The 20,835-nt window shown below is 70.8% G+C and carries 27 protein-coding genes; 6 read left to right on the forward strand and 21 right to left on the reverse strand.

Translation table 11 applies throughout. From position 1 onward, the window contains the following. Positions 1 to 223 precede the first annotated feature (223 nt). From ACIPJI_RS13495 to ACIPJI_RS13510, 4 genes are all read right to left on the reverse strand, one after another. A complete protein-coding gene (locus tag ACIPJI_RS13495; RefSeq protein ID WP_356621633.1) occupies positions 224 to 874 on the reverse strand; it encodes a phosphoribosyltransferase family protein in 651 nt (216 codons plus the stop codon). 87 nt (positions 875 to 961) lie between these two features. Next, positions 962 to 1,450: a DUF5709 domain-containing protein gene (locus ACIPJI_RS13500; protein ID WP_356621632.1), complete on the reverse strand. Its 489-nt coding sequence runs from the start codon at positions 1,448 to 1,450 to the stop codon at positions 962 to 964. Between the two features lie 82 nt (positions 1,451 to 1,532). Then, positions 1,533 to 1,763 (reverse strand): DUF6480 family protein, encoded by a 231-nt coding sequence (locus tag ACIPJI_RS13505; protein ID WP_356621631.1) that lies wholly within the window; start codon positions 1,761 to 1,763, stop codon positions 1,533 to 1,535. Positions 1,764 to 1,835: 72 nt separating this feature from the next. Beyond that, complete coding sequence (locus ACIPJI_RS13510; protein ID WP_356621630.1) at positions 1,836 to 2,174, reverse strand: DUF3140 domain-containing protein; 339 nt, start codon at positions 2,172 to 2,174, stop codon at positions 1,836 to 1,838. 34 nt (positions 2,175 to 2,208) lie between these two features. Between ACIPJI_RS13510 and ACIPJI_RS13515 the strand changes: the two genes are divergently transcribed. After that, on the forward strand, positions 2,209 to 3,054 hold the full coding sequence (locus ACIPJI_RS13515; protein ID WP_402246238.1) for a UdgX family uracil-DNA binding protein: 846 nt from the start codon (positions 2,209 to 2,211) through the stop codon (positions 3,052 to 3,054). A 153-nt stretch (positions 3,055 to 3,207) separates the two neighbouring features. Beyond that, positions 3,208 to 3,798, forward strand: a complete 591-nt coding sequence (locus ACIPJI_RS13520) for a hypothetical protein (protein ID WP_307704580.1) — start codon at positions 3,208 to 3,210, stop codon at positions 3,796 to 3,798. Positions 3,799 to 3,902: 104 nt separating this feature from the next. On the opposite strand, the gene ACIPJI_RS13525 is transcribed toward ACIPJI_RS13520, so the two are convergent. From ACIPJI_RS13525 to ACIPJI_RS13565, 9 genes are all read right to left on the reverse strand, one after another. Further along, entirely contained in the window at positions 3,903 to 4,964 is a 1,062-nt protein-coding gene (locus ACIPJI_RS13525; RefSeq protein ID WP_402246240.1) for an NAD(P)/FAD-dependent oxidoreductase, read from the reverse strand. Between the two features lie 104 nt (positions 4,965 to 5,068). After that, positions 5,069 to 5,377 carry a gas vesicle protein K gene (locus ACIPJI_RS13530; RefSeq protein ID WP_356621625.1) on the reverse strand — a complete coding sequence of 103 codons (309 nt, stop codon included), beginning with the start codon at positions 5,375 to 5,377 and terminating at the stop codon, positions 5,069 to 5,071. Then, on the reverse strand, positions 5,374 to 5,598 hold the full coding sequence (locus tag ACIPJI_RS13535; RefSeq protein WP_307704577.1) for a gas vesicle protein: 225 nt from the start codon (positions 5,596 to 5,598) through the stop codon (positions 5,374 to 5,376). Before ACIPJI_RS13535 ends, ACIPJI_RS13530 begins: the two co-directional genes overlap by 4 nt. Beyond that, on the reverse strand, positions 5,595 to 6,449 hold the full coding sequence (locus tag ACIPJI_RS13540) for a GvpL/GvpF family gas vesicle protein (RefSeq protein ID WP_356621624.1): 855 nt from the start codon (positions 6,447 to 6,449) through the stop codon (positions 5,595 to 5,597). The genes ACIPJI_RS13535 and ACIPJI_RS13540 overlap by 4 nt, the downstream gene beginning before the upstream one ends. Next, the gene (locus tag ACIPJI_RS13545; RefSeq protein ID WP_402246243.1) at positions 6,446 to 6,832 is read right to left on the reverse strand and encodes a gas vesicle protein; all 387 of its coding nucleotides are present in this window, start codon (positions 6,830 to 6,832) and stop codon (positions 6,446 to 6,448) included. Before ACIPJI_RS13545 ends, ACIPJI_RS13540 begins: the two co-directional genes overlap by 4 nt. Then, positions 6,829 to 7,065, reverse strand: a complete 237-nt coding sequence (locus ACIPJI_RS13550) for a gas vesicle protein GvpG (protein WP_159694737.1) — start codon at positions 7,063 to 7,065, stop codon at positions 6,829 to 6,831. The genes ACIPJI_RS13545 and ACIPJI_RS13550 overlap by 4 nt, the downstream gene beginning before the upstream one ends. A 3-nt stretch (positions 7,066 to 7,068) precedes the next feature. Next, complete coding sequence (locus ACIPJI_RS13555) at positions 7,069 to 7,788, reverse strand: GvpL/GvpF family gas vesicle protein (RefSeq protein WP_402246245.1); 720 nt, start codon at positions 7,786 to 7,788, stop codon at positions 7,069 to 7,071. Further along, positions 7,785 to 8,225: a gas vesicle structural protein GvpA gene (locus tag ACIPJI_RS13560; protein WP_356621621.1), complete on the reverse strand. Its 441-nt coding sequence runs from the start codon at positions 8,223 to 8,225 to the stop codon at positions 7,785 to 7,787. Before ACIPJI_RS13560 ends, ACIPJI_RS13555 begins: the two co-directional genes overlap by 4 nt. 108 nt (positions 8,226 to 8,333) lie before the next feature. Continuing rightward, the gene (locus ACIPJI_RS13565; RefSeq protein WP_402246247.1) at positions 8,334 to 8,711 is read right to left on the reverse strand and encodes a gas vesicle protein; all 378 of its coding nucleotides are present in this window, start codon (positions 8,709 to 8,711) and stop codon (positions 8,334 to 8,336) included. Between the two features lie 280 nt (positions 8,712 to 8,991). Between ACIPJI_RS13565 and ACIPJI_RS13570 the strand changes: the two genes are divergently transcribed. Genes ACIPJI_RS13570 through ACIPJI_RS13580 form a run of 3 tightly spaced genes read left to right on the forward strand, consistent with a single transcriptional unit; the run spans position 8,992 to position 10,976 of the window. After that, on the forward strand, positions 8,992 to 9,789 hold the full coding sequence (locus ACIPJI_RS13570) for a hypothetical protein (RefSeq protein ID WP_402246249.1): 798 nt from the start codon (positions 8,992 to 8,994) through the stop codon (positions 9,787 to 9,789). Positions 9,790 to 9,792: 3 nt separating this feature from the next. Continuing rightward, the gene (locus ACIPJI_RS13575; protein ID WP_307704570.1) at positions 9,793 to 10,263 is read left to right on the forward strand and encodes a phage holin family protein; all 471 of its coding nucleotides are present in this window, start codon (positions 9,793 to 9,795) and stop codon (positions 10,261 to 10,263) included. Next, positions 10,239 to 10,976 (forward strand): DUF3618 domain-containing protein, encoded by a 738-nt coding sequence (locus tag ACIPJI_RS13580; RefSeq protein WP_356621616.1) that lies wholly within the window; start codon positions 10,239 to 10,241, stop codon positions 10,974 to 10,976. Before ACIPJI_RS13575 ends, ACIPJI_RS13580 begins: the two co-directional genes overlap by 25 nt. Here ACIPJI_RS13580 and ACIPJI_RS13585 read toward each other — a convergent pair. Continuing rightward, a complete protein-coding gene (locus tag ACIPJI_RS13585) occupies positions 10,925 to 12,319 on the reverse strand; it encodes a helix-turn-helix domain-containing protein (protein WP_402246251.1) in 1,395 nt (464 codons plus the stop codon). The two genes, ACIPJI_RS13580 and ACIPJI_RS13585, sit on opposite strands and share 52 nt — an antisense overlap. Before the next feature lie 179 nt (positions 12,320 to 12,498). Between ACIPJI_RS13585 and ACIPJI_RS13590 the strand changes: the two genes are divergently transcribed. Further along, positions 12,499 to 13,101 carry a hypothetical protein gene (locus tag ACIPJI_RS13590; RefSeq protein WP_356621612.1) on the forward strand — a complete coding sequence of 201 codons (603 nt, stop codon included), beginning with the start codon at positions 12,499 to 12,501 and terminating at the stop codon, positions 13,099 to 13,101. Between the two features lie 258 nt (positions 13,102 to 13,359). Here the strand turns inward: ACIPJI_RS13590 and ACIPJI_RS13595 are convergent, their stop codons facing one another. The 7 genes from ACIPJI_RS13595 to ACIPJI_RS13625 all read right to left on the reverse strand — a co-directional run bounded on the left by ACIPJI_RS13595 (position 13,360) and on the right by ACIPJI_RS13625 (position 20,815). Next, entirely contained in the window at positions 13,360 to 13,551 is a 192-nt protein-coding gene (locus ACIPJI_RS13595; protein WP_307704566.1) for a DUF6381 family protein, read from the reverse strand. Between the two features lie 451 nt (positions 13,552 to 14,002). Next, positions 14,003 to 14,539 carry a GNAT family N-acetyltransferase gene (locus tag ACIPJI_RS13600; RefSeq protein WP_402246252.1) on the reverse strand — a complete coding sequence of 179 codons (537 nt, stop codon included), beginning with the start codon at positions 14,537 to 14,539 and terminating at the stop codon, positions 14,003 to 14,005. A 66-nt stretch (positions 14,540 to 14,605) separates the two neighbouring features. Next, the gene (locus ACIPJI_RS13605) at positions 14,606 to 15,169 is read right to left on the reverse strand and encodes a GNAT family N-acetyltransferase (RefSeq protein ID WP_402246254.1); all 564 of its coding nucleotides are present in this window, start codon (positions 15,167 to 15,169) and stop codon (positions 14,606 to 14,608) included. Positions 15,170 to 15,238: 69 nt separating this feature from the next. Then, entirely contained in the window at positions 15,239 to 16,705 is a 1,467-nt protein-coding gene (locus ACIPJI_RS13610) for a membrane-associated oxidoreductase (RefSeq protein ID WP_402246256.1), read from the reverse strand. Positions 16,706 to 16,736: 31 nt separating this feature from the next. Then, positions 16,737 to 17,231 carry a transposase gene (locus ACIPJI_RS13615; protein ID WP_402246258.1) on the reverse strand — a complete coding sequence of 165 codons (495 nt, stop codon included), beginning with the start codon at positions 17,229 to 17,231 and terminating at the stop codon, positions 16,737 to 16,739. 288 nt (positions 17,232 to 17,519) lie between these two features. After that, complete coding sequence (locus ACIPJI_RS13620; RefSeq protein ID WP_402246260.1) at positions 17,520 to 18,650, reverse strand: hypothetical protein; 1,131 nt, start codon at positions 18,648 to 18,650, stop codon at positions 17,520 to 17,522. Between the two features lie 1,661 nt (positions 18,651 to 20,311). After that, positions 20,312 to 20,815 (reverse strand): GNAT family N-acetyltransferase, encoded by a 504-nt coding sequence (locus tag ACIPJI_RS13625; protein WP_307704561.1) that lies wholly within the window; start codon positions 20,813 to 20,815, stop codon positions 20,312 to 20,314. Between the last annotated feature and the right edge of the window lie 20 nt (positions 20,816 to 20,835).

A 20,835-nucleotide genomic window follows, 5' to 3' on the forward strand; every position in this document is an offset into this window, starting at 1 on the left:
AGCCGGGCGAACCGCACGGAGCGGGGCGTGGACGGTCGTACGCCCCACCCTGCCGCGAGTTGCTCAAGCATGCCAACGCAGGTGGCCGTACCCAAGGTCTTTGCGGAATCCGGGCGGATTCGAATGTCCCGGCGCCGCCGGAGCGACCCGGTACGCCCCACGGAGGGCGCCGGGGTGCGTCCGGGCCCGGACACCCCTCCCGAGGTCTGTCCGCGGGCTCTGTTCAACGGCCGTCGGCGTGCCCCCGCAGGATGGTGATCACCTCGTCGTCACCGACCTGGTCGAACTCCTCGTACCACTGGCCCACCGCGTAGAACGGCTGCGGCTGGTGCGGACACACCACCTCGTCCGCCTCGGCCGCGAGCGCCCGCGCCGCCTCGGGGGAGCCCACCGGCACGGCCAGCATCACCCGGCCCGGCTTCATCTCCCGGACCGCGCGCAGCGCGGCACGGGCCGTGACTCCGGTCGCGAGACCGTCGTCCACGACGAGGACCGTCCTGCCCGTCACGTCGGGCGCAGGACGGCCGCCCCGGTAGAGGTCCTCCCGGCGGTGCAGCTCCGTGCGCTCCCTGGCGACCTGCGGGCTCAGCTTCTCGGCCGTCAGTTCCAGCATGGCGAGCGTCCGCTCGTCGTAGAGCGGGGGTCCCTCGCCGGCCAGCGCGCCGACACCGACCTCCGGGTTGTACGGTGCGCCGATCTTCCGTGCCACGAGAACGTCGAGCGGAGCGCCCAGCGCCCGGGCGACCTCGTCGCCGACCGGTACCCCGCCGCGCGGCAGCGCCAGCACGAACGGGTCGGTCGGCACCCCCTCGGCACGCTCGAGGAGCCGCCGTGCCAGATCGCGCCCGGCCTCCCTGCGATCGTGGAACAACATGCCTTGCTCGCTTCCGCCCTGCCGCCCGGAGCCGCACAGGGCTGCTCTTCGCGGATGTCGCCGGGGCCCGGTCCGGTGGGACTGGCTCTAGCGCTCGCCCAGGTTCTCGTCGTCGGTGACATGCATCGCGGCCTCCTCCGCGGAGGCAGCGCCGCCGTCGATGCCGACATCGCGGGCCACCGTGTCGCTCGGCCGCCGGGGAGCGGGGTCGTCGGTGGGCGTGAGCCGCCCGGCCCGGGGGCCGCCGGCTTCGTCGTCGACCGGCTCGCCGGCGCCGTCCTCGAGGTCGCCAATGCCGTCGCCCCGGGGTGGCTCCACGTCGGGGCGCTCCTGTGCGAGACGCTGCTCGAGGCTCTCACCCTCCTGCTGCTCCTCGCCGGTGGTGCCGTACTTGCCGACGGCCAGCGGACGCTCCGGCGGCGAGTAGCCCTCCGCCATCGTGTCGTCGAGACCGCGCTCGCCGATGACGTTCTGCATGTCGAGGTCGTCGCTGGGGCGGTTCTGCACGTCCGAGTGCTCCGGCTGGTAGACGTTGTCGCCCCGCGCCTCTTCGTGCTGAGCTGCTTCGTCGGACATCGTGTTCCTTTCTGCGACGTGGTCGAAGACTTGCGCGGCCGAACAGTTCATGGCGATGAGGTCCGGCCGGCCGGACGTCTGATCAAAGGATCATGATCAGCGCGTAGGCCAGGAAGAACGCGGCGAAGACCACGACCACGAGGCCGATGGCGATCATCGGACCCTTTGCCCAGCCGCGTGACGTGTCGCCGTGCGGGCCGGTCTCGGAGCCGGTGCTCCCCTCGCCGGGCGGCGTCTCACCGGGCGGCACCGTGCCCCCGGGGCGGACGCCTGAAGTGTTCCGCGGGTCAGGATCAGAGGGCTGACTGTTCATACCGGGCGAGTGCCCGAAATCCACCGAATCAACAGTCCGGATCACAGGTCTTCGCCACGTGCGGAACAGCCGTCATCCGGCCCTCAGGGGGTCGTGCCCGAGGCTCATCAGCCGGTGTCGCCGACGGGTGTCGTCGGCCGTCCCGGCCGCACCCTGTTCCTGCCGCTCCGACTCGACCGTGTCCACCACCTCGTACATGACCTGGACGTCCTCGTCGGTGAGGTCGGTGCGGCGCTTCTGGAGGATCGACAGAACGTGGCGGCCGGTGACAGGACCGGCCCGGTCGGGCAGCGGCTCGGTGTCCTCACCGGCGTCCTGGGTCTGCAGCCAGGCGCTCAGCTCCTGCGAGGTCATGTTGACGACGCTGTGGAACTCGTCCCAGAGCGCGTCCAGTTCAAGGGCGTTCGTCATGGGCGGGCCTCCCGGTACCTGTTCATGGAGCTGCATGCGTACGCGGACACGACGGCCTGCCGCCACGGTGGCGGCGCACCGCGCGAGTACCGCCGAGCCGCACGGGTACCCGCCGTCCACCAGCGCGAACCTGCCGGAACAGGAGGCGAGGACGGTGTCCGTCGACGTCAACGGGGACAGGAAGGAAGCGGGACAGGGCTACGACGCCGGTCCCTTCCTTCCGCAGCGGGGCGGCCTGCCGGCCCTGCGCAAGGCCGCGGCCGGATGCGAGGGGTGCCCGCTGTTCCGCAACGCCGGTCAGACGGTGTTCGGCGCCGGCCCGTCCTCCGCACGCGTCGTCGTCGTGGGGGAGCAGCCGGGCGACCAGGAGGACCGGCAGGGGGCGCCCTTCGTCGGACCGGCGGGCAAGCTGCTGCGCGAGGCGCTCGAGGAAGTGGGCATCGAGGAGGAGTCGGCCTACTTCACCAATGCCGTCAAGCATTTCAAGTTCGAACCCGCGGCGCGGGGGAAGCGCCGGATCCACAAGTCGCCCAGCCTGAGGGAGATGTCGGCGTGCCGACCATGGCTGGCCGCCGAGCTGCGTGTGATCGAACCCGAACTGGTGCTGGCCCTGGGCGCCACCGCGGGCAAGGCCCTGCTCGGCGGCTCGTTCCGGATCACAGAGCAGCGCGGCCTGCTGCTGCCGATGCCGCCCTGGGACGCCCTCGGCCGCACGGACGTGTCCGGGGCCGACGGGATGCCGGCCGAGGAGGCCGCCGCGCACGGCTGCGTGGTCGGCACGATCCACCCGTCGGCGGTTCTGCGCGCGGACGACCGCCGCGCGGCCTACCGAGGCATGGTCACGGACCTGCGGGTGGCGGCGGACGTGCTCGCCGCCTGAGCGCCGGGCTCCCCGGCCGGCCCCGGTCCGTCCGGGGCCGGCTCCCTTGCCTGTTGGCCAAGCGCGGAGGGCCGATGCGGATGACGGATACGATCATGGACGCCGGCTCCGGGACGGTGTCGGCGGCCTCCTCGTATCCCTGAAGGGACCGGCATGTCGGCCAGCGCCGCGCAGAAGACCACCGACCTTGCCCGCACGGTCACGGACGTCCTCCAGCCCCGCAACGTCCTGCTTCTCGGCATGCTCGGAATCGGCCTCGCCGCCGCAGGGAGTTGGACCGGCCTGCCGTGGGGCCTGCTCGGTGCTCTGTGCGCGGGCATCGTGCCCGCCGCGTACATCGAGCGGGAGCGCCGCCGTGGCACTTGGGGCGACAGGCATGTCGTCGACCGCCGGCAGCGCGCCCCGATCTTCTTCGTGATCCTCGGCTCCATAGGTGTGGGCGCCCTGGTCATGGTCCTCGGCGACGCCCCCGTCGGCATCCTGGTTGCGATGACCGCCCTGTGGGCGATGACCGTCGTCCTCCTCGCCGTGAACACCGTCTGGAAGATCAGCGTCGACTCGGCGGTCGCCTCCGCCGTCACCGCTCTGCTCGCCGCTATCCACTCGCCGTGGTGGACCGCCGGGTACGTCCTCGTGGCGGCGGTCTGCTGGTCCCGCGTCGCGCTCGGCTACCATTCCGCGGCCCAGACCGCCGCCGGGGCGGGCCTGGGTGCGGCGACCGCCGCGGTGACCGTGTTCGTGTGAGCTCGCGTCCACCGCGCCGGCGTCGTCGCGCAGGGCAGGAGGCACGTCGGCGCGCTCACGTCGGAGCCCGGAGACCCGGAGACCCGGGCCCCGGAGCCCCCGGGTCAGCGGGCCGCGGGAGCCCCGTGCCCGCGCCGCTCCGCGCCCACGGGCGCCGCGAGGCCGTCACGCCGGTAGCGCTCGACGGCTTGCCGGGTCTCCTGCGCGGTCAGATCCGCGTTGACCGCAGCTGCCGCGCGGACTCCCGCGGCGGCGGCACCGATCACCTGTTCGGTCACGTTGGCGACGTTCCCGGCCACCCACACGCCGGGGACCGCGGTCGCACCGGTCGGGTCGGCGGCGATACGGGTGCCGATCACCACGCCGTTGACCTCCTGCTCGCTCGGCTCGAGACCGAGCCCGGCGAGGAACGTGGCCCGGGCGGTGAACCGCGGCGCGACCACGAGCGCCTGCCGGGCGATCGCATGACCGCTCTCCAGCACCACGCCGCTCAGCCGGTCGTCCGTGACCTGTACGGACGTCACCCGGCCGTCGACGACGGCGATGCCGCGGGCGGCAAGCTGCTCGTACTCCTCCTCCGACGGTTCGGGGCCGGTGTGCAGGAAGAGCGTCACGTCGTCGCTCCACTGCCGCCACATCAGGGCCTGGTGGACGGCCATGGGGCCGGTCGCCAGAAGGCCGATGGCCTGGTCACGCACCTCCCAGCCGTGGCAGTACGGGCAGTGCAGGACCTCGCGGCCCCACCGTTCGGCCAGTCCCGGCACCGGGGGAAGCTCGTCGACCAGGCCGGTGGTCACGAGCAGCCGGTCGGCCTCGACCGCCGTCCCGCCGTCGAGCACCAGACGGAACCGCCCGTCCGCGAGCCGCTCGGCGGTGGCGACGCTGCCCCGGACGAGCTCGCCGCCGTAGCGTGTCACTTCGGCGCGGCCCGTGGCCAGCAGCTGCGACGGCGCCACGCCCTCCTGGGTCAGGTACGAGTGGACGTGGCCGGCCGGGGCGTTCCGCGGCCGGCCCGAGTCGACGACGAGCACCGAACGACGGGCCCGGGTCAGCGCCAGGGCTCCGCTGAGGCCGGCGGCGCCGCCGCCGACGACCACGACGTCGTATCGCGGGCGGGCGGGTACATCGGCGGCGAGGCCGCCGGCAAGAGTCTGAACTGTGGACATGTGGTGTACCTCCGTTCGAGGAGATACTGCGCCCGCCGCATGCCGTGCTGCAAAGTTACTTGCCGAAACGGCAACGAGATCGATCCCGGGGGCGAGGCCAGGGGTCAATCGCCGCGCGGCAGCAGGGGACCGAGCGGGCCGAGATCGATGTTCAGGTCTCCGGGCTCCAGGCCGAACTTGTCCCGCAGGACCTCCATCCGGTCCTCGAGCAGCATCAGCGTCACGCCGATGCGCTCCTCCTGGTCCTCCGTGAGCTCGCCGGTGTCCACGCGGCGCAGTGCCTGCCGCTCCATCAGCTGCCTGAGCAGCTCGACCACGGTCAGCACCAGCCTGGCGAGGTCACGCTCCACGGTGTCCGGATCGAGTTCCACCCGGCGGCGCGGGCTCTCGGTCCCGTTCCCGTTCGCGCTCATCGGTCCTCCTCCAGGTCCGGCCACGGCGAGGGCACCAGCGGACCGACCGAACTGATCAGCGCGGACAGATCGATCCTCACCAGGTCCACGTCGGCGATCCGCAGGGTGAGGTCGCCGGTCAGGACCACGCCGCCGGCGAGGAGCCGGTCCAGCAGGTCGACCAGCGCCAGCTCCCGCCGGGCCGCCGGCGAGGTGTCGTCGATTCCGCCGGTCACCGTCATGCCCCGGCCCGTCCTTCATGCGCCTCCTGCATCTCCTGGCGGCCCTGCTGCGGCGCGTCCGGTGGATCGGAGAGATCCGCGAACGAGTACGGCGCCCAAGGGCCGGTCAGCTCCACGCGGACACCCGCATCCCGCGGGGTCAGCCGCTCGACCTGCCCGACGAACGCGTCACTCTCCTCACGGCGCACGAGAAAGGCGGCGTTGAGGACGTTCACACCGGACGCCCGCGCCAGTTGACCGCTCTGGGGCTTGTGCAGCCGCTGACCGTCCGCGCAGCGCGAAAGCTCCGTGTGCAGCCGCCGGGCGAGCGCGTCGGCGTGGGCCCAGCTCTTCTCACGGGACTGCCGGCTGCGCAGCCGCCGGCGGAGATAGTCACGGCCGGGCGACGCCGCCCCGTCCCCGCCCTGGGTCTGCTGTCCCGGTGCCGCTTCCGGTGTCGCGGCGGGTTCGGGCTCGGGCTCCGCGTACAGCTTCACGCCCCACTCGACACGCCCCTCGAGTCTGTCGAGGTTCGTCGTGAAGCGATGGCGCCCCTCGTCGAGGAGACGGCGCACCCCGCTCTCGCCGCGGCACACGGTCGCCAGCCGCAGCGGAACCACACCCGTGACCGCGCTGACGGCGCGGACCACCGACTCGTGCGCCCGGGCGGTCTCGGCCAGCCATTCGAGGTTCTCCAGGCGCTCGCGCAGGGGCGCCTCCTCGAAGTCCTCGGCCTTCACGTCGCTCACCACGGCGACCAGGCCGTCGTGCTCGACCGGGCGGGCGGGCAGGCCGCCGACGCCCGTCGCGGCGGCGGGCACGCCCGCCTCGAGGGGCCGGGCGACGGCGTACACGTAGAGCAGCTCGTTCATGATGCGTCCCGCTCCCGTTGATAGTGTTCGGCAGTCCCGGCCCGTCCGCCCGCCGGCTCTTGGCCGGACGGCTGCGAGAGGGCCTGCAATTCGGCCACGCGGCGCTCCAACTCGGCGTTCTTCTTTTCGAGTTCACGGCTGCGGGCGTCGGAGGAGAGCGCGGGGTCGTGCTCCCACCAGTCGATCCCCATCTCCTTGGCCTTGTCGACCGAGGCGACGATCAGCCGCAGCTTGATGGTGAGCAGCTCGATGTCGAGCAGGTTGATGCGGATGTCACCGGCGATGACGATGCCCTTGTCGAGGACCCGTTCCAGGATGTCCGCGAGGTCCGTCCCGCCGCCGGAGTCGTACGGGCTCGGATACCGACCGGTCGCTGTCGTCACTGTGGGCCTCCCTTTGCCGCCAGCCGCTCCAGCAGCTCGTCCTCGCGCCGGTCGAACTCTGCCTCGTCCATCTCGCCCGCCTCGAACCGTTCGACGAGCTCGGCGAGTTCACGCTGCACGGCGGCGGGGTCGTAGTACTGACGTTCCGCCTCCGCGACCACCTGCCGGAGCACCCACGACGTGCCGCGGACCGGCGCGAGCGGAAGCAGCAGCAGTTCTCCCAGCAGGCCCATCGCTCACTCCACGAAGCTGTACGGAGGCAGCGGACCGTTGACCTGGAGCCGCAGCTGCGGGTTGGCCTGCTGGAACGCGGCCACCGCCGTCAGGAACTCCTCGGCGCGGTCCCGTTCCACCAGGTACGACACGTTCGCCACCCGGCCGGAACCCTCGGGAGCCGGCGCCGAGTCGACGGCAGCGCCCTCAAGGGCACGCTGCACCTCCGTACGGTCGATCTCCTCGCGCTGCCGCACCGCCTCCACGATCAGTTCGCCCAGCCGCATCTTGTCCTGCTGACTCCCACCACCGGCGGCCTGCTGGGCCAGGCCCATGGCGCGCAGTTCGGGGTCGTCGGCGAGCACGCGGTGCAGCACCGCCTCCTCGTCGTGATCGGCCTTCACGTTGAACTCGTCCTTGCCGTCCACCGCTTGGAGCCGCTCCAGGTAGTGCTCCTCCCGCTCGGCCAGCGCGGCGGCGACCGCCTCGTCGTCGGGTGACATACCGCCGAACCGGAGGGGCAGCACGGCCCCGGCCGTGCCGGCCTCGGTGAGGACGTTCTGATGCGCGAGCAGATCGCGGCGCTTGGGCCTGAGTTCCTCGGTCACGTCACTGACCAGGGCCGCGATCCGCCCGTGGCTCAGCACACGCACCGGCCGCGGCGGGTCTCCCACCCCGGGGGTGCGGGAGGCGCGCTCCAGGGCGGGGGAGTTGCGGGCGATCCCGTAGACGTACGTGCTCACTCCTGCTCCTCCTTACGTCGCGAGCTGCTGGTGCTTCGCCGTGCCCGAGGCCTGGACTCCTTCTCCTTCTCCTCCTCGTCGTCACGGCCGCCGCTGAAGACCTCCGAGATGCTCTGCGCGGCGCCGGCCAAGGCGCCCTGCGACTTGCCGCGGGCACCGGACTCGGTGATCTCGCCGACGAGGTCGGGGAGTCCGGGGTTCTTGCTGTTGCCCGATTCGAGATCGAGACGGTTGCACGCCTCCGCGAACCGCAGGTAGGTGTCGACGCTCGCCACGACGACCCGCACATCGATCTTCAGGATCTCGATGCCGACCAGGGACACACGGACGAAGGCGTCGATCACGAGCCCTCGGTCGAGTATCAGTTCCAGGACGTCGTACAGGCCGGTGCTGCCACCGCGGCTGCCCGAGCTCTGCTGTGCCGGGACAACGGTCATTGCTTTGTGCCCTCCCTGTGTGAGGCCGTGCGGGAGCGCGAAACGTGTCCGGCGCCCGCCGGGTCATGTGTGGGTGGAATGTCGGAGGCCGGGGCAGGTGCCCGGGCCTCAGGAAGACGGACGATCGGCCCGTCCGCGCTCGTACCGCCGTGTCCGCCGGTAGGAGATCAGTTCGCCGTCACCGTCGACCTCGACCTCGTAGGAGGCGAGGAGGCTGGCGGTGTCGGGTACGCGGGCGAGCTCGAGCACTTCGACGACGAGCTGCCAGCCGTCCTCCGTCCGGGAGAACGACGACACGCTTTCCGGGGCCATTCCTGTCAGCTCGGCCAGCTGGGCCCCCGCTGCGCGGAGCACCTCCACCGCCCGGAGGGGTCTGCTGCCCCGTCCCCGGTCCGAACTGCTGTTCTCCGACTTCGCCGCGCCTTCCGCGCTCTCGGTGTCCGATGCCTTCTCTGTATCCGCTGTGTTCTCTGAAGTTCGTCCCATAGTTGCCTCAGACAGCGGGTATCCGGCCCCGCCGCTCCCAAACCCCTATGGGGGTTGCCCTCCCAGGAAACGGCGCATGAGCGCCGATCAGGGCGATGCCGACGGTGCTTACCGGTGGTCGGGGACGGGCTCGCCAGGAGATCCCCTTTCAGGGCATATGTGCATGTCTCGTCCACTTTCAGGCGTTCGCTGATTTTTGTGGAGAAATATCTCAATGCAATGGCCGCGGAGGGGTACCCGCACGAATGCAAGATCCGCATCGTGTGACGCAGGAGGAGTCTTGACTGACATCGACGGCCCCGACCGCAGGGACCAGAACAAGGCCGCGGCAGCAGCGAGCGCGGTACAGGACAGGACGGCGCAGGGCGCCCAAGTGGTCAAGGAGAACGCTTCCGGCGTCGCAGGCACCGCCAAGCAGCAGGCGGCGGGGGTCGCAGGCGAGGCCCGTTCCCAGGCCAAGGACCTGGCGGGCCAGGTGCGTGGACAGCTCCGTGAGCAGGCGCAGTCCCGGACCTACAGCCTGGCCTCCGGTCTCCACCGGGTCTCCGACGAGCTGATGGAGATGAGCAGGAACGCCCCATCCGAATCCGGCGTCGCCGGTGCGGTGCGCCAGGTGGCCAAGCGCGGCGACCAGGTGGCCTCCCGGATCGAGAGCCGGGGCCCGGAGGGCCTGCTCGGCGACCTCCAGGACTTCGCCAGGCGCAAGCCCGGTGTGTTCCTCGCCGGTGCGGCGCTCGCCGGCTTTGCCGTCGCGCGCGCCGGTAAGGGCATCAGCGCCGCGGGCTCCGACGGCGGCGACTCCGGCGGCCGGTACAGCGACGAAAGCCTCAGGGGCGGCCAGTACAGCGACGAAGGCCTGGGGGCGGGCGGCGCGGACACCGGCGCCCTGTCCGAATCGTCCCGGGCAGGACTCGGCCAACCGGATCCCTTGGACACCTACGGCCAGTCACAGCCACCGCACTACACACCCGGCTACGGCTCCGGCGAGCCTCCTGGTCCGGTGGCGACCCCGCACACTCCGCCCGCGTACCCCCGCAGCCGGGACGAGGACGGGAATCCGCCGGCACAAGGGAGTTGAGTCGTGGCCACCATCTACACGGATCAGGCGCCCACCGCGAAGCGACGCCGCACGGACACGGGACGGGTCGTCGAACCGGCGGCCGTCCAGCCGGGCCAGGAACCGTCGGTCGGCGAGCTGGTCGGAGAAATCAGCAAGGACCTGTCGCTGCTGGTGCGTGAGGAGATCGAACTGGCCAAGGCGGAGATCAAGGAGGAGACCACGAAGGCCGGCAAGGCCGCCGGCATGTTCGCCGGCGCCGGTTACGCCGGGCACCTCGTCCTCCTCCTGGGCAGTCTGACCGCGGTCTTCGCGCTGGCCAACCTCATGGACTGGGCATGGGCGGCACTCATCGTGACCGCCGTCTGGGCCGTGGTGGGTGCGGTGCTCTTCGTACGGGGCCGCAAACAGATGCGGCACGTGAACCTCAAACCGGAACAGACCCTGGAAACTCTGAAGGAGGACGCCCGATGGGCACGCAACCCGATGAGCTGAGGAGCGAGGTGGAACACACGCGCGCCCACCTGGCGCGCAATGTGGACCTCCTTGCCGAGAGGGTGGCACCCCGCAGGGTCGCCCGCCGGAAGGCGCATTCGGCTCAGAACCGACTCAGGGGGATCAAGGAGCACGTGATGGGCTCGGCCAAGGACTCAAGGAGCAGCCTGTCCTCCACGGCGGACGACGTCGCGGGCAGCGCCGGACAGAGCGCGGGACAGGTCGGAGAGAAGGCGAAGGACACCGCCGGCAGGGCCAGGGACACGGCGGCCGGCAAGGCGCAGGACACCGCCGACCGGGCGAAGGAGAAGGCCGAGAGGGCGAAGGGCAAGGCCGGTCAGCTCGGCAGCGCCGCTCAGCACGCGCCCGCCCGGATGAGGGCACAGACCCAGGGAAGCCCCCTCGCGGCCGGTGTCATCGCCTTCGGCGCAGGCATGCTGGCAGCGGCGTTCCTGCCGGCGTCCAAGGCGGAGGAACGCGTCGGCGAGCAACTGAAGGAGCACTCCGGAGAGCTCCTCGAACCGGTCAAGCAGACCGCCCACGACATGCAGGAAGGGATGCGAGGCCCGGCCAACGAAGCCGTCGAGGCGGTCAAGAGCGCCGCACAGGGCGCGGCGCAGACCACGAAGGAGGAGGCACGCGGCGCAGGACAGGACACGGCTCAGGGCCTGCGCGAGGCGGGCACGGAAGGAACCCAGCCACGCGAGCCGTAGTCGTACTCGTGAACCGCACCGTCAGCCAGGGCATCCGTACGGAACGGCCGACCTCCGTCGTCGATCCGTACGGTGCCCGTCCGTCCGCCGCTGGACCACCGCAGCTGCAGGTACCACTCGCAGTCGCACGTCACGGTCCGTCCGGTGACCAGAAGCACCTCGGGATCCGAGGCGGAGACGCGGTACGGGAACGACACGGCGGGGATCGGCTCACCGGCGTCGTTGCCCGCCACCGAGCGGGCCACGGGCCGTGACTTGTCGAGGTCGACGTCGAACATCCGGGGCGTGAGGGAACCGCCGCAGCCCGAGTCCATCCGGTACACGTTGTGCCGTTCCGGCGCCCGGCGCGCCGCCACACGGACCTGGAGCGACTCGAGCACCACCGCTTCGGGGCCCTTGCCCTGAACAGTGATACGGACCCTTGTCTCGCCCGCGTGGCCGGCTCCGAGCGCGCGCGACCACTGTTCGGCATCCGCCTCGACGGGCGGCGGCGGGACGTCCGCCGGGGACCGGTCGACGACGTACGCGTGGCCGCATCCGTGCCGCCAGACATGATCGTCCGTGACCCAGGTGAACGGTGTACCGGCGAACGGCGCGGGCGGCGACGGCGCACCGGCACCGGTCGGCACGGGCCCCTGAGACTTCGGCGAGCCAGGAACCGGGGAGGCCGTTGCGGACGTCGCAGGTGAAGCCGGCGGGGAGGGCGGTCCGGACGGCGAGCCGGGCGTCGGCCACGAGTCCGCCGAGCGGAGCGGGGCAGGCCCGCCGCCTTCGGCCTCCGCCGTGGTCGTGCGCTGCTTGCCGGGGCCGAAGGTGAACCCTCCGAACCCGAGGACGAGGGCGAGAACGACGACAGCCGCCCCGAAGGCGGCGGCGTACGTGTGGCGGCGGCTGCGTGAGCGCGCGGACGGTGACGCCGCGACGACCTGTCCCGCTTCCGGCGCCGGTGACTTCCGTACCGCCGGCGGCTGCTCCTGCTCCTGTTCTTCTTGCTCGGCGCGCCGTTCTCGGAGCGCGTCGCCGTCCGTGTCCCATGCCGCCTGTGCCGTTCGTTCCTGACGTGTGCCGCGCGCGGCGTCGGCCAGGACCCACAGCCGGTGCAGCGCCACGAGCTCCTCGCCCCGGCACCCGCAGAACCTCGCCAGCCGCTCGACCGGCGCGAACTCCATCGGAACGGTCCGCCCGGAGCAGTACCGGTGCAGCGTCGACGCGCCGACTCCCACCCGGCGCGCCAGCGAACCGTAGCTCCGGCCGGATCGCTCCCGCAGCTCGCTCAGCTTCCGGGCGAACGCCTCTGTCGGCTCAGCCGCCTCCGTCGCGTCGTCCATCGGGGCTTCCGTCACACCCGCTCCTCCCGTGCCGGCCGTTTCAGGAGGCGTTTCACCCCGCTCGACCAAGGCCACGTCGGCGGGGGTGGAATGGTTCCACCGTTCCCGAAACGGGCCCCGGTCCTTGCAAGTGCCCGTCCCGGCACCCAGTCTGGCGGTCGATCAGCGACAGAACGACTGGGGGAAGAACATCCATGAACCACATCCGTCTCGCCGCCGTCACGACGGTGGCCATGGCCATGGCCACCGTCCCGTTCATCACGGCCGGCGCCGCGGCCGCCCCGCTGCCGGCTTTCCTCTCGGCAGCGCAACTGCCCGCCTCCAGCACTCCCTGGCACGCCGACCCGGTCCGCAACGGACTGCCGGAGGTGAGCTCGATGTGCACGGCGGGCGTCACGCCGAAAGCCTCGACCCGCTACCGCGACTTCCGGACGGAGCTGGACACCACTGCCCGCCAGACGACCACCGTCGCGTCCACCACCGCCAAGGCGAAGGCGATCGCCGAGAAGCTCCGCTCGTCGATCGAGACCTGCCTCGACCGGCTGAAGGCCGAGGACCCGGGACTTGAGGGCGAGGCCTTCTACCACGGCGGCATCGACGTCGAGGAAGGCGCACACGTCTACAGCATCGACACCTCCCACCCCGAGGTCGGCTCCACGGACATCGCCCTGTACTCGGTCGGCCGCGACGGCCGCGCCGTGACCGTCGTCGAGTGGAGCCAGCTGGGCGACCTCGACGGGGCGCCGGTGGCGGGCTTCAAGAAGACGACGGCCGTCGCTGTCGCCAAGCTCTACTGACCCGCACACAGGACTCGGTCCCGCCGACCGCCCCCCGACCCTGGGCCGGCCTCCGCACCACGGGGGCGGGGGCCGGCCCGGTGACGACGGCGACCGACTGCGCCCGTCCTCCCTCACGGCAAGCCGTCGCCCCGCAGCGGCGCCTTCGCCGGGATTCCTGCCCGGCGAGCAGTCGGTGAGTTCACAAGACGCTGCCCGGCCGTTCGGTCCTTCACGGACCGAACGGCCGGGCAGCGTCGAGGCCGACTGCTGCGGCGGCTACTCCGGCGGGTAGATGTCGCCGCCGCCCATGCTGCTCTCCTGCTCGCTCTGCGACTGCAGCCGCTTGGCCTTCTCCTCCAGGCGCTGACGCTCCTGGGGATCCGACGCACGCTCCGCGGCCTGCTTCAGCTCCTGCGCCTTCTCGCGCATCTGACGGGCACGGCCGCCGGACTCACCTGCAACGCTCATGATCATCGCTCCTTGCGGTAACTCGGAAGAGCGGGCCCGACCAGCGAACCAGCGCCGGACGGCAACCGCATCCCGAAGCGTCACCCGCTGTGACCGGCGCAGTTCAACGACGCTCGGCATCCCCCGATGTGCCCAACACAGGCGAGCGTATGACCGCCGCCTGCTACGACTGGAGCCGATGGGCCGAGAACATCCACCGCGGCCCCGAGGCCCCTTCAACCGTGGTGGCCGACCGGCTGAGCAGCCCCGAGCACCGCGAAAGCATCCTGGAGTGCGGCTTCGAGGACATGGGCGTGGGAGTCGACTTCGGGCCCGGCGGCCCATGGTGGGTGCAGGATCTGGGGCCCGCCGAGGCGCCCGGTAGTGACCGGACCGGCCGTTGCCGACGAGCGGGCGATCTCGTCGGCAACGGCGCGCTGCTGCTCGTGGCCGCCGGTGCTCTGCCAGGTCGTCAGCGGACCCGCTGGGCCAGTACCTGCCCCGGCCAGGCACCGGACAGGAAGCGTTCGGTGGGGGTGAAACCGTTGCGCTCGTAGAAGGCGACCAGGTCGCCCCCGCCGCCTGCCCAGCAGTCGACCCGCAGCAGTTCCACGCCTGCCCGCCGGGTCTCGTCGGCGGCATGGGCCAGCAGCGCCGCGCCGATGCCCAGACCGGCGTGCCGCCGATCGGAGACCAGCAGCCGGACGTACCGCTCGGGTTCCTCGGCCGCCGCGATCGGCATCTGCGAGCTGGGTCCGGAGTCCAGCACCAGGGCTCCGACAGGGGCCCCGTCCAACTCCGCGATGTACGGGGCGTTCTCGGTCGTGTACCGCTCGACCCGCTCCACCCCACCAGGCGTCAGGGAATACGGAGTCGTGCCCCACTGCTCGGTGTTGCCGCGATCGTTCATCCAGGCCACCGCGGAGTCGAGCATGTCCAGAATGGCCGGTGCGTCGGCCAAGCTGCCCTGTCTGATCCGTATGCCGTGTGTGGTGGTGTCGTCGTTCACGGCGGAAGCTTACGACTCGGTCCGCGAGCGAAGTCGTGCCGCCTAAGCGCTTCGGCCGGTGGTCGGTCAGAGCTCCGTCTGCGGGGCGAGCACGACTTTGTTGCGCGCCCCCGGCGGGCGCACCATGAAGACGTCGATCGCGTCCTGGGCTTCGACGACGAATCCGTGGCGCTCGTAGAGCCGACGGGCAGCACTGCCCTGCAAGACGTTCAAGGCCACGGTCATGCCCTGCGCGTCGGTCCGTTCCAGCAGTGTGCGCAGGACGGCGGATCCCAGTCCCCGGCCCTGCTGATGCGGAACAAGGTAGAAGTGCTCCAGCCACTGCCTGCCTTCGGTGGGCCGGACCGTGACGCATCCTGCGAGTTCGCCCTCGATCATGAGGACCGATGTGTGCCGCGTCGAGAAGGAGTCCCGCAAGCGCTGCCGCACCCGGTGCTCGTCGTAGCGGCCGAGGCGTTCCAGGTCCGCCCGCATGACCGTGGCCCGCAACTCCGCGATCACCTCGACGTCCGCCGCCCCCGCAGGACGCAGCACCCATCCCTCGCCGTGCGCCGACGTCGTCCGTACCGTCGCCGGCACCGGCACCGGCACGTCCGAGCGTGTCCCGTTCCCCATCACCCCGGAATCCATGGCCGGAGTATCTCAGTCCGCCTGCTCTGAGAGGGCGTTCTGCGAGGTTTTCGTGAGGTTTGGAGAGGGTCATTGGCGGCTGACCGTACGGGTCACGCCCGCGACGATCGTCGTCGCCAGGGTCCAGCCGGTGATGATCAGGGCGTACGACAGCCACTGGTGCCAGCCGTCAGGGGCGAACGCCGGCTCCTGGCCGAAGTTGACGACCGGCAGGAGCAGGTCGAGGGTGTAGAAGATGGAGTTGAAGTCAGGGGCCTCGCCCGCCTTGATGGGGCGTGGGTGGTCCAGGCCATACGCGATCGATCCGATCGCCGTAAGGGACAGCAGCCAGACGGCTGCGCGCAACGGGCGGAACCCGTAGCCGACAGTGGCGTCCTGGACGTACCCCCACAGCCGCCCGTACCAGGTGAGCGTCGTGCGTCGGCGGCGCTGCTTGGCGAGTTGGACGAGCCGGGCCGCGTCGTCGTCACCGACATGGCGGTAGGCCGCCGTCAGCTGCTCGTAGCTGTGCGGCTCATACCGCTCGCCGTCCCGCTCCAGCATCGGAAGGCGGCGTTCGGCGGGCTCGTGCGGGGTGAGTACGGTGTACGTGAGGTTGCTGAGATACACCTGGTCCGGCAGCATCTCCGGTTCAAGGGTCAGGATCTCTATTTGAGAACGCCGTAGATTCAGGGCGCCCTCGATGCGATCGCCCCTGCGCAGCCAGAGTTCACCGATGACACAACTGCTTGCTCGCAGTGCCGTGTCGCCCGGATGCGACAGGTGGGCGTGGAGCAGGTCGAGACGGCCCGTTATGCGCGAGCCTCGGAGCTCGACCCGGCCCTGCGCATGTACGCACCGCGCCCGTACATGGGCTCCCACGTTGAGGTTCTGCGCGTCCAGCGCGGTGCCATCGGGCTTGTTGAACTCGGCGTCCTGAACGTTGATCCGCCCGGTGACGGAGGCGCCAGTGAGCCGTACCTGTCCGTGTGCGCGCATTTCTGGTGCCCACAAGTCGTCCCCGATCGCGGCCTGGTTGAGTTGCAGCACCGGCTCGGAGTCGTCCGGCGCCGTGAACTCCGCGCGCTCCATGAACAGCGCCCCGGAGATCTGCGCCCCGCCAAGCTGCACCGGCCCCCGCATACGGCAGTCCGTCATCCGCAGCACCCCCTCGACCCGCAAGGTCGCCGAGGTCAGGCCCGGCAGAACGGACTTGCTCAGATTGAGCTGGCGCAGCTGGGCACCGTACAGGTCGGGAACACCGTCGAAGTGGCAGTGGCTCAGCCGGATGGCGGCCTCGATCGTGGCGTACTTCAGGTCCAATACGCCGGTGATCCGCGCCCCCGTGATCTTGAGCGCGGCGATCTCCCCCTCCTCCTGCGGAGCCTTGATCAGCAGCGCCCGCAGCACACTCGCCCGTACGGTCCGCTCAGCGCCCCAGGTGTTGCCGAGCGCCGGATCCTCGTTCTCGGCGGCGCGGAAGTCCACGGACTCGCCTCGCGGAAAGGCCCGCCATATATGTACCTCGGCCGGCGTCAGATCGTTGGTCTCGTTCACGCCGGGACTCTGGCGTGCTGCGTTCGGGCTGTCAATTGCCGGACGCAGCACGCCATGTTCTTCGCCCTGCCGCCGGCTCCTCGACCCGCTCACGTCGGTGGGGATGCCTCTTTTTCGGCCCGGGCTCCTCTTTCCCGCATCCAGCCCGGTCGTGTCCTTCGGCGCGTTCATCGAAGCTCGCACGGTCCGGGAGTCCAGGACGCCGCCGGTGGGGTCCTCGCGGCCGCTTCCTGCTCTCGCGCACCTGCCGGCGCAGCAGGTCGTGCATGGTCTCGGCGGTGTCGTCGTCGCGCCACTTTCCGAAGTAGTAGTACACCGCGCTCTTCGGCGGCAGGTCGTGCGGCAGGTAGCGCCACTGGTAGCCGGTGCGGGCCTGGTACAGGATCGCGTTGACGATCTCCCGCATCTCGTACTGTCCCGTGTGCCCGCTGACCGAAGGATGGCGGGCCTTCCATGCGGTGATGACCGGCCGGATCAGCTCCCAGGCTTCATCCGGACAGGTCGCTCGGGTACGGCGGCCGCTCACCCACGTCCACCAGCACACCGCAGCGGCGGCGAACCGCAAGGCTGGGAACCGGACAACCTAGCTTCAAGCACTACAAGAACCGCTCAAGACTCGCAGAACGCCCTCTGACAGGCACTTGGGTATTTCGGCCCCACGCATTCCGTCCCTGTCACGGCTTTGATCGCGGACCCAGTCAGGGAACTGCCGGGCGGACCGGCGGAGAAGCCGCACCCCGCGCAGTGGTGAAGACCGTGCCCGTGAAAGACATCGGCGGGCAGTACGCCTGCCGGGCTCGACCGGCGCAGAGGGTCAGGCGTGTGCAGCGGCGATTGCGACCATGCGGCGCATGACCGGCACCGGGATTGCGGGATTCTCGGCGGTGTCTTCGGCGCTGTGTTCGTCGAGGAGCAAGGGCACCAACTTCACTGGCGGCAGGGCCGGGTGTTTCCGGGCGAGGCGGCGCACAGCGTGGTCGGCGTCATCAGCCAGCCTGACAGCGGATTCAGGTGACAGGCGCGGATCCTCGGCCGCTCGCCTGCGCACGCAAGTGTCGGGATCGTGGCTGAACTGCTCGACGAGAGCGTGCGTCGACGCGGGGTCGTCGAGTGCGAGAAGACGCATGCGGGGCTGCGGGGCGTCCACGAAGCGGAGCAGGCCGCCGCGGGGGAAGTTGGGATGGTTGCGGGGGCGGCCGGGGAACGAGAGGCTGCCGGACCACCAGCTCCACACATCCAGGAGCAGATCCGCCGGGGCGTCGTCGCAGGACTCGGAGAGGAACAGGCGCACGACGCGGTCCTCGTCGTGGGCGAGGAGACGCACGACGTCCTGCGGAAGGCGCCGCGCGCGGGCCACGCTGCGGCGGATCCAGAGGTTGGGGTACGAGGCGAGTTGTCGCATGGCGTCCGGGTCGTCGTGGAGGGCGGCGACCCACCACAAGGCGTATGTACGGTCATCCGGAGCTGTCGCCGGAACCGCGCCGGCCATCGCGGCGATCTCGGTCGGTGTTGCGGGTGGTTGCGACTCGGGGTGCGGCGGGCGGCCGATACCGACGCCGGCGTACGGTCGCCGGTCTGCGGCCCCCTCCGCTGCCATCTCCGCCAGAAGTCCGTGGACCGGCAGGTCCGCGGTGGCAGCGAGGAGCCGGTCCCACTGCGCGGGCGAAAGGTTTCCGGAATCTGCGGCGGTTCCCCAGACACGTTTCGCCGGATGAACGACTGCCGCATCGAGGACACCGGGAGGAAGGTCCTTGCGGAACAGGAAATCCGCCCTTCCGGCGTCGAAGATACTGATCAACACCTCTGCCGGTGCGGCTCGGTTGAGGCCCAGGCCCCACAGCCACGCCCCGGTGACGCCTGCGGAGGGGGTGAACCCTTCGAAGAGTGCGGCCCAGGCTCCGTCACCGTCACCGTCACCGTCGTCCGAGACCTGCTGAATCGTCACCGCCGCAGGGTAACCGAGGCGCTGTGGGCCGTCGCGCTCGGTGTGGACTCACATGCCGCGCTCCGGGCAGTACGCCTCGCGGGTGCGCTCTCCCGGTTCTGCGCGCAGGTACCAGTCGGACGGGGCGGGAGGAAGGCCGCACCGTCCGAGTCCGCTGACCCGGCACACCGGATTCACGGATGCCTGCGCGGGGGCGGACCACGGCGCAGTGCCGCGAAGGTGTGCCGGCCTCACCCAGGGCGTGCCACATGGGGGCTGTATCCGTCCACGCCCGCACCCTGCACCGGCGTCGGCACGGGCCGGGAAGCGTGCTGTGACACCGGCACACCGTCCACGCCGCGCGGTGCCCTGGAGGTCCAGGACCACCCCACCACGCAGACCCCAAGGCCCGTCCCGCCGTGGTCCGCCCGCGGCCACCTCCCACGCCCCGACGATCGGCGCCTGAAGAACGCGACGGTGACCGAACTCCATCAAGGAGCGGATGAATCCAGAGGTGTTGCTGCCCTGGTAGCAGGGGCGGTCCCGGTGTCAGGATCGCGCCTGCCCATCAGTCTCCGGCACACCTGTGGTGCTCGGCAGGGGACTACTCGTAGGTGAGGCGCTGGGGCTACTGGGGGGACTTGGGGGAGGGGTCGCCGACGGCGAGGAGGCCGGCTTGCTGGGGCGGCCACTGGAAGGGCGGGGGGTCGGCCTGGCCTTCACGGGTGGCGGTGGACCGATGGTGGCAGCGGGAGCCCGGGGAGTCGGTGTATCCCGCTCGGTGGCCGTTGCGCGAGGACGCCGCCCAGTGCCGTTCCGGTCTCCGGCGTCTACCCTGGCCGGAGGTGCGGCCGCACGTTCGGGCGAACGTGAGGCCCGCGGCGGTTCGGTGACGCGGACATCAGGCTCGTCAGGGGATGCCTGTTCCGGGCTCGGCGCTGCTCCTGGGGTGCCGGCGGATTGCTGGGGCAGTAGCAATGCGGTGGCCAGACTGCCGAGCATGGCGAAGGTGGCCGCAGCAAGAGTCCGACTGCCGTACTTCTTCAGTCGCGGCGAACAGCGGCGTCGGGTTGCCGGAACTTCAGCTGTGGGGGACGAGGAAACGTCGGTGGGCTCGGAGGAGCCCGGCCCCTCGCTGAAGAGGCGGTCCAGCGCTGCCGTGTCGGCTGCCGGAGCGCTGTCGCTCCCTTCGTTCGCCGGTACCGTCTCGGGCTCGTATGCCCCGCACTCCGGGCAGGTCACAGTGCCGTTGAGGGGGCGACGGCAGGGGATGCAGTAGTTCATGGGATCGACCGCTCAGAGATGGGTCGGCGGCAGGGAACCGTGGCCCGCCGACCTGGCTGGTCGCCGGCCCCTGTCCGGCGGCGGTGCTTCGTGCCTTGCGAAAGGATCCTTGGCATGTGCGAACCTCACTGACCGGTCTGTAGGTGGAGCACCGGTTACCGAATCAAACGGCCTCGGGGCGAGGCGGTGTTCAACCAAGGCTCGAAACGTGGCGTACGCAACTCTCCTGCACCACCGGCTTCGTCACGCTGCACCGCTGGGCGCGGATCCTGGAGCGGCACTTCCCGCCCGAGCCGCCCGACCCGGACCACGCGACGCTGCCTTCGACGCCGAAGGCGCGGTTCTCCCCCCCCGGAGGCCGAGCAGTGAGCGTGAAGCCCCGGGAGCGTGCTCTCGCGTCACGGCAACGAGCGTGTGAGCCAGACCACTTCACCGTTGTCTTCCGTGGAAACGTGATCCCGCTCGAACCCGAGCTTCTCAAGGACACGGAGCGACGGTGTGTTCCACGCGCCAACGGTCGACCAGAGCCGCTTCCGCCCGGTCGCGACAGCGGCATCCAGCACCGCGCCGGCCGCCTCGGTGGCGTAGCCACGCCCATGCGCGCGCTGGAACAACTCATACGCGATTTCAGGCTCCTCTATGGTGGAGCGGCCGATGATCAGCCCGCAGTAGCCGATGAAGTCGCCTTCGTCACGGCGCTGGATGGGCAACAGGGCGATCCCCGTAGTCGCCGTCGCGGTAAGCAGCTCCGCGATGGACGTCCGGATGTGCTCAACCGTGGGGGTCCCCTTGCCGCGTTCGGAGAGGAGGGCGCTGAACTCAGCGGCGTCCGACTCGGCCCACGGCCGCAGTATCAGCCGCTCGGTCTCAAGGTGGAACGGCATCGTCTCGTACGTAGTCATGCCCTCACTTTGCCCCGCGG

This window comes from Streptomyces sp. NPDC086835, from assembly GCF_044745705.1.
Lineage (GTDB): Bacteria > Actinomycetota > Actinomycetes > Streptomycetales > Streptomycetaceae > Streptomyces.

Excerpts from the sequence above, each read along its gene's own strand:
- ACIPJI_RS13515 (WP_402246238.1), top strand. The coding sequence starts at position 2,209 with ATGCGTACGCGGACACGACGGCCTGCCGCCACGGTGGCGGCGCACCGC.
- ACIPJI_RS13565 (WP_402246247.1), bottom strand. The coding sequence starts at position 8,711 with ATGGGACGAACTTCAGAGAACACAGCGGATACAGAGAAGGCATCGGAC.
- ACIPJI_RS13625 (WP_307704561.1), bottom strand. The coding sequence starts at position 20,815 with ATGACTACGTACGAGACGATGCCGTTCCACCTTGAGACCGAGCGGCTG.
- ACIPJI_RS13520 (WP_307704580.1), top strand. The coding sequence starts at position 3,208 with ATGTCGGCCAGCGCCGCGCAGAAGACCACCGACCTTGCCCGCACGGTC.
- ACIPJI_RS13505 (WP_356621631.1), bottom strand. The coding sequence starts at position 1,763 with ATGAACAGTCAGCCCTCTGATCCTGACCCGCGGAACACTTCAGGCGTC.
- ACIPJI_RS13540 (WP_356621624.1), bottom strand. The coding sequence starts at position 6,449 with ATGAACGAGCTGCTCTACGTGTACGCCGTCGCCCGGCCCCTCGAGGCG.
- ACIPJI_RS13535 (WP_307704577.1), bottom strand. The coding sequence starts at position 5,598 with ATGACGGTGACCGGCGGAATCGACGACACCTCGCCGGCGGCCCGGCGG.
- ACIPJI_RS13560 (WP_356621621.1), bottom strand. The coding sequence starts at position 8,225 with ATGACCGTTGTCCCGGCACAGCAGAGCTCGGGCAGCCGCGGTGGCAGC.
- ACIPJI_RS13500 (WP_356621632.1), bottom strand. The coding sequence starts at position 1,450 with ATGTCCGACGAAGCAGCTCAGCACGAAGAGGCGCGGGGCGACAACGTC.
- ACIPJI_RS13525 (WP_402246240.1), bottom strand. The coding sequence starts at position 4,964 with ATGTCCACAGTTCAGACTCTTGCCGGCGGCCTCGCCGCCGATGTACCC.
- ACIPJI_RS13590 (WP_356621612.1), top strand. The coding sequence starts at position 12,499 with ATGAACCACATCCGTCTCGCCGCCGTCACGACGGTGGCCATGGCCATG.
- ACIPJI_RS13580 (WP_356621616.1), top strand. The coding sequence starts at position 10,239 with ATGGGCACGCAACCCGATGAGCTGAGGAGCGAGGTGGAACACACGCGC.
- ACIPJI_RS13510 (WP_356621630.1), bottom strand. The coding sequence starts at position 2,174 with ATGACGAACGCCCTTGAACTGGACGCGCTCTGGGACGAGTTCCACAGC.
- ACIPJI_RS13595 (WP_307704566.1), bottom strand. The coding sequence starts at position 13,551 with ATGAGCGTTGCAGGTGAGTCCGGCGGCCGTGCCCGTCAGATGCGCGAG.
- ACIPJI_RS13550 (WP_159694737.1), bottom strand. The coding sequence starts at position 7,065 with ATGGGCCTGCTGGGAGAACTGCTGCTGCTTCCGCTCGCGCCGGTCCGC.
- ACIPJI_RS13530 (WP_356621625.1), bottom strand. The coding sequence starts at position 5,377 with ATGAGCGCGAACGGGAACGGGACCGAGAGCCCGCGCCGCCGGGTGGAA.
- ACIPJI_RS13605 (WP_402246254.1), bottom strand. The coding sequence starts at position 15,169 with ATGGATTCCGGGGTGATGGGGAACGGGACACGCTCGGACGTGCCGGTG.
- ACIPJI_RS13495 (WP_356621633.1), bottom strand. The coding sequence starts at position 874 with ATGTTGTTCCACGATCGCAGGGAGGCCGGGCGCGATCTGGCACGGCGG.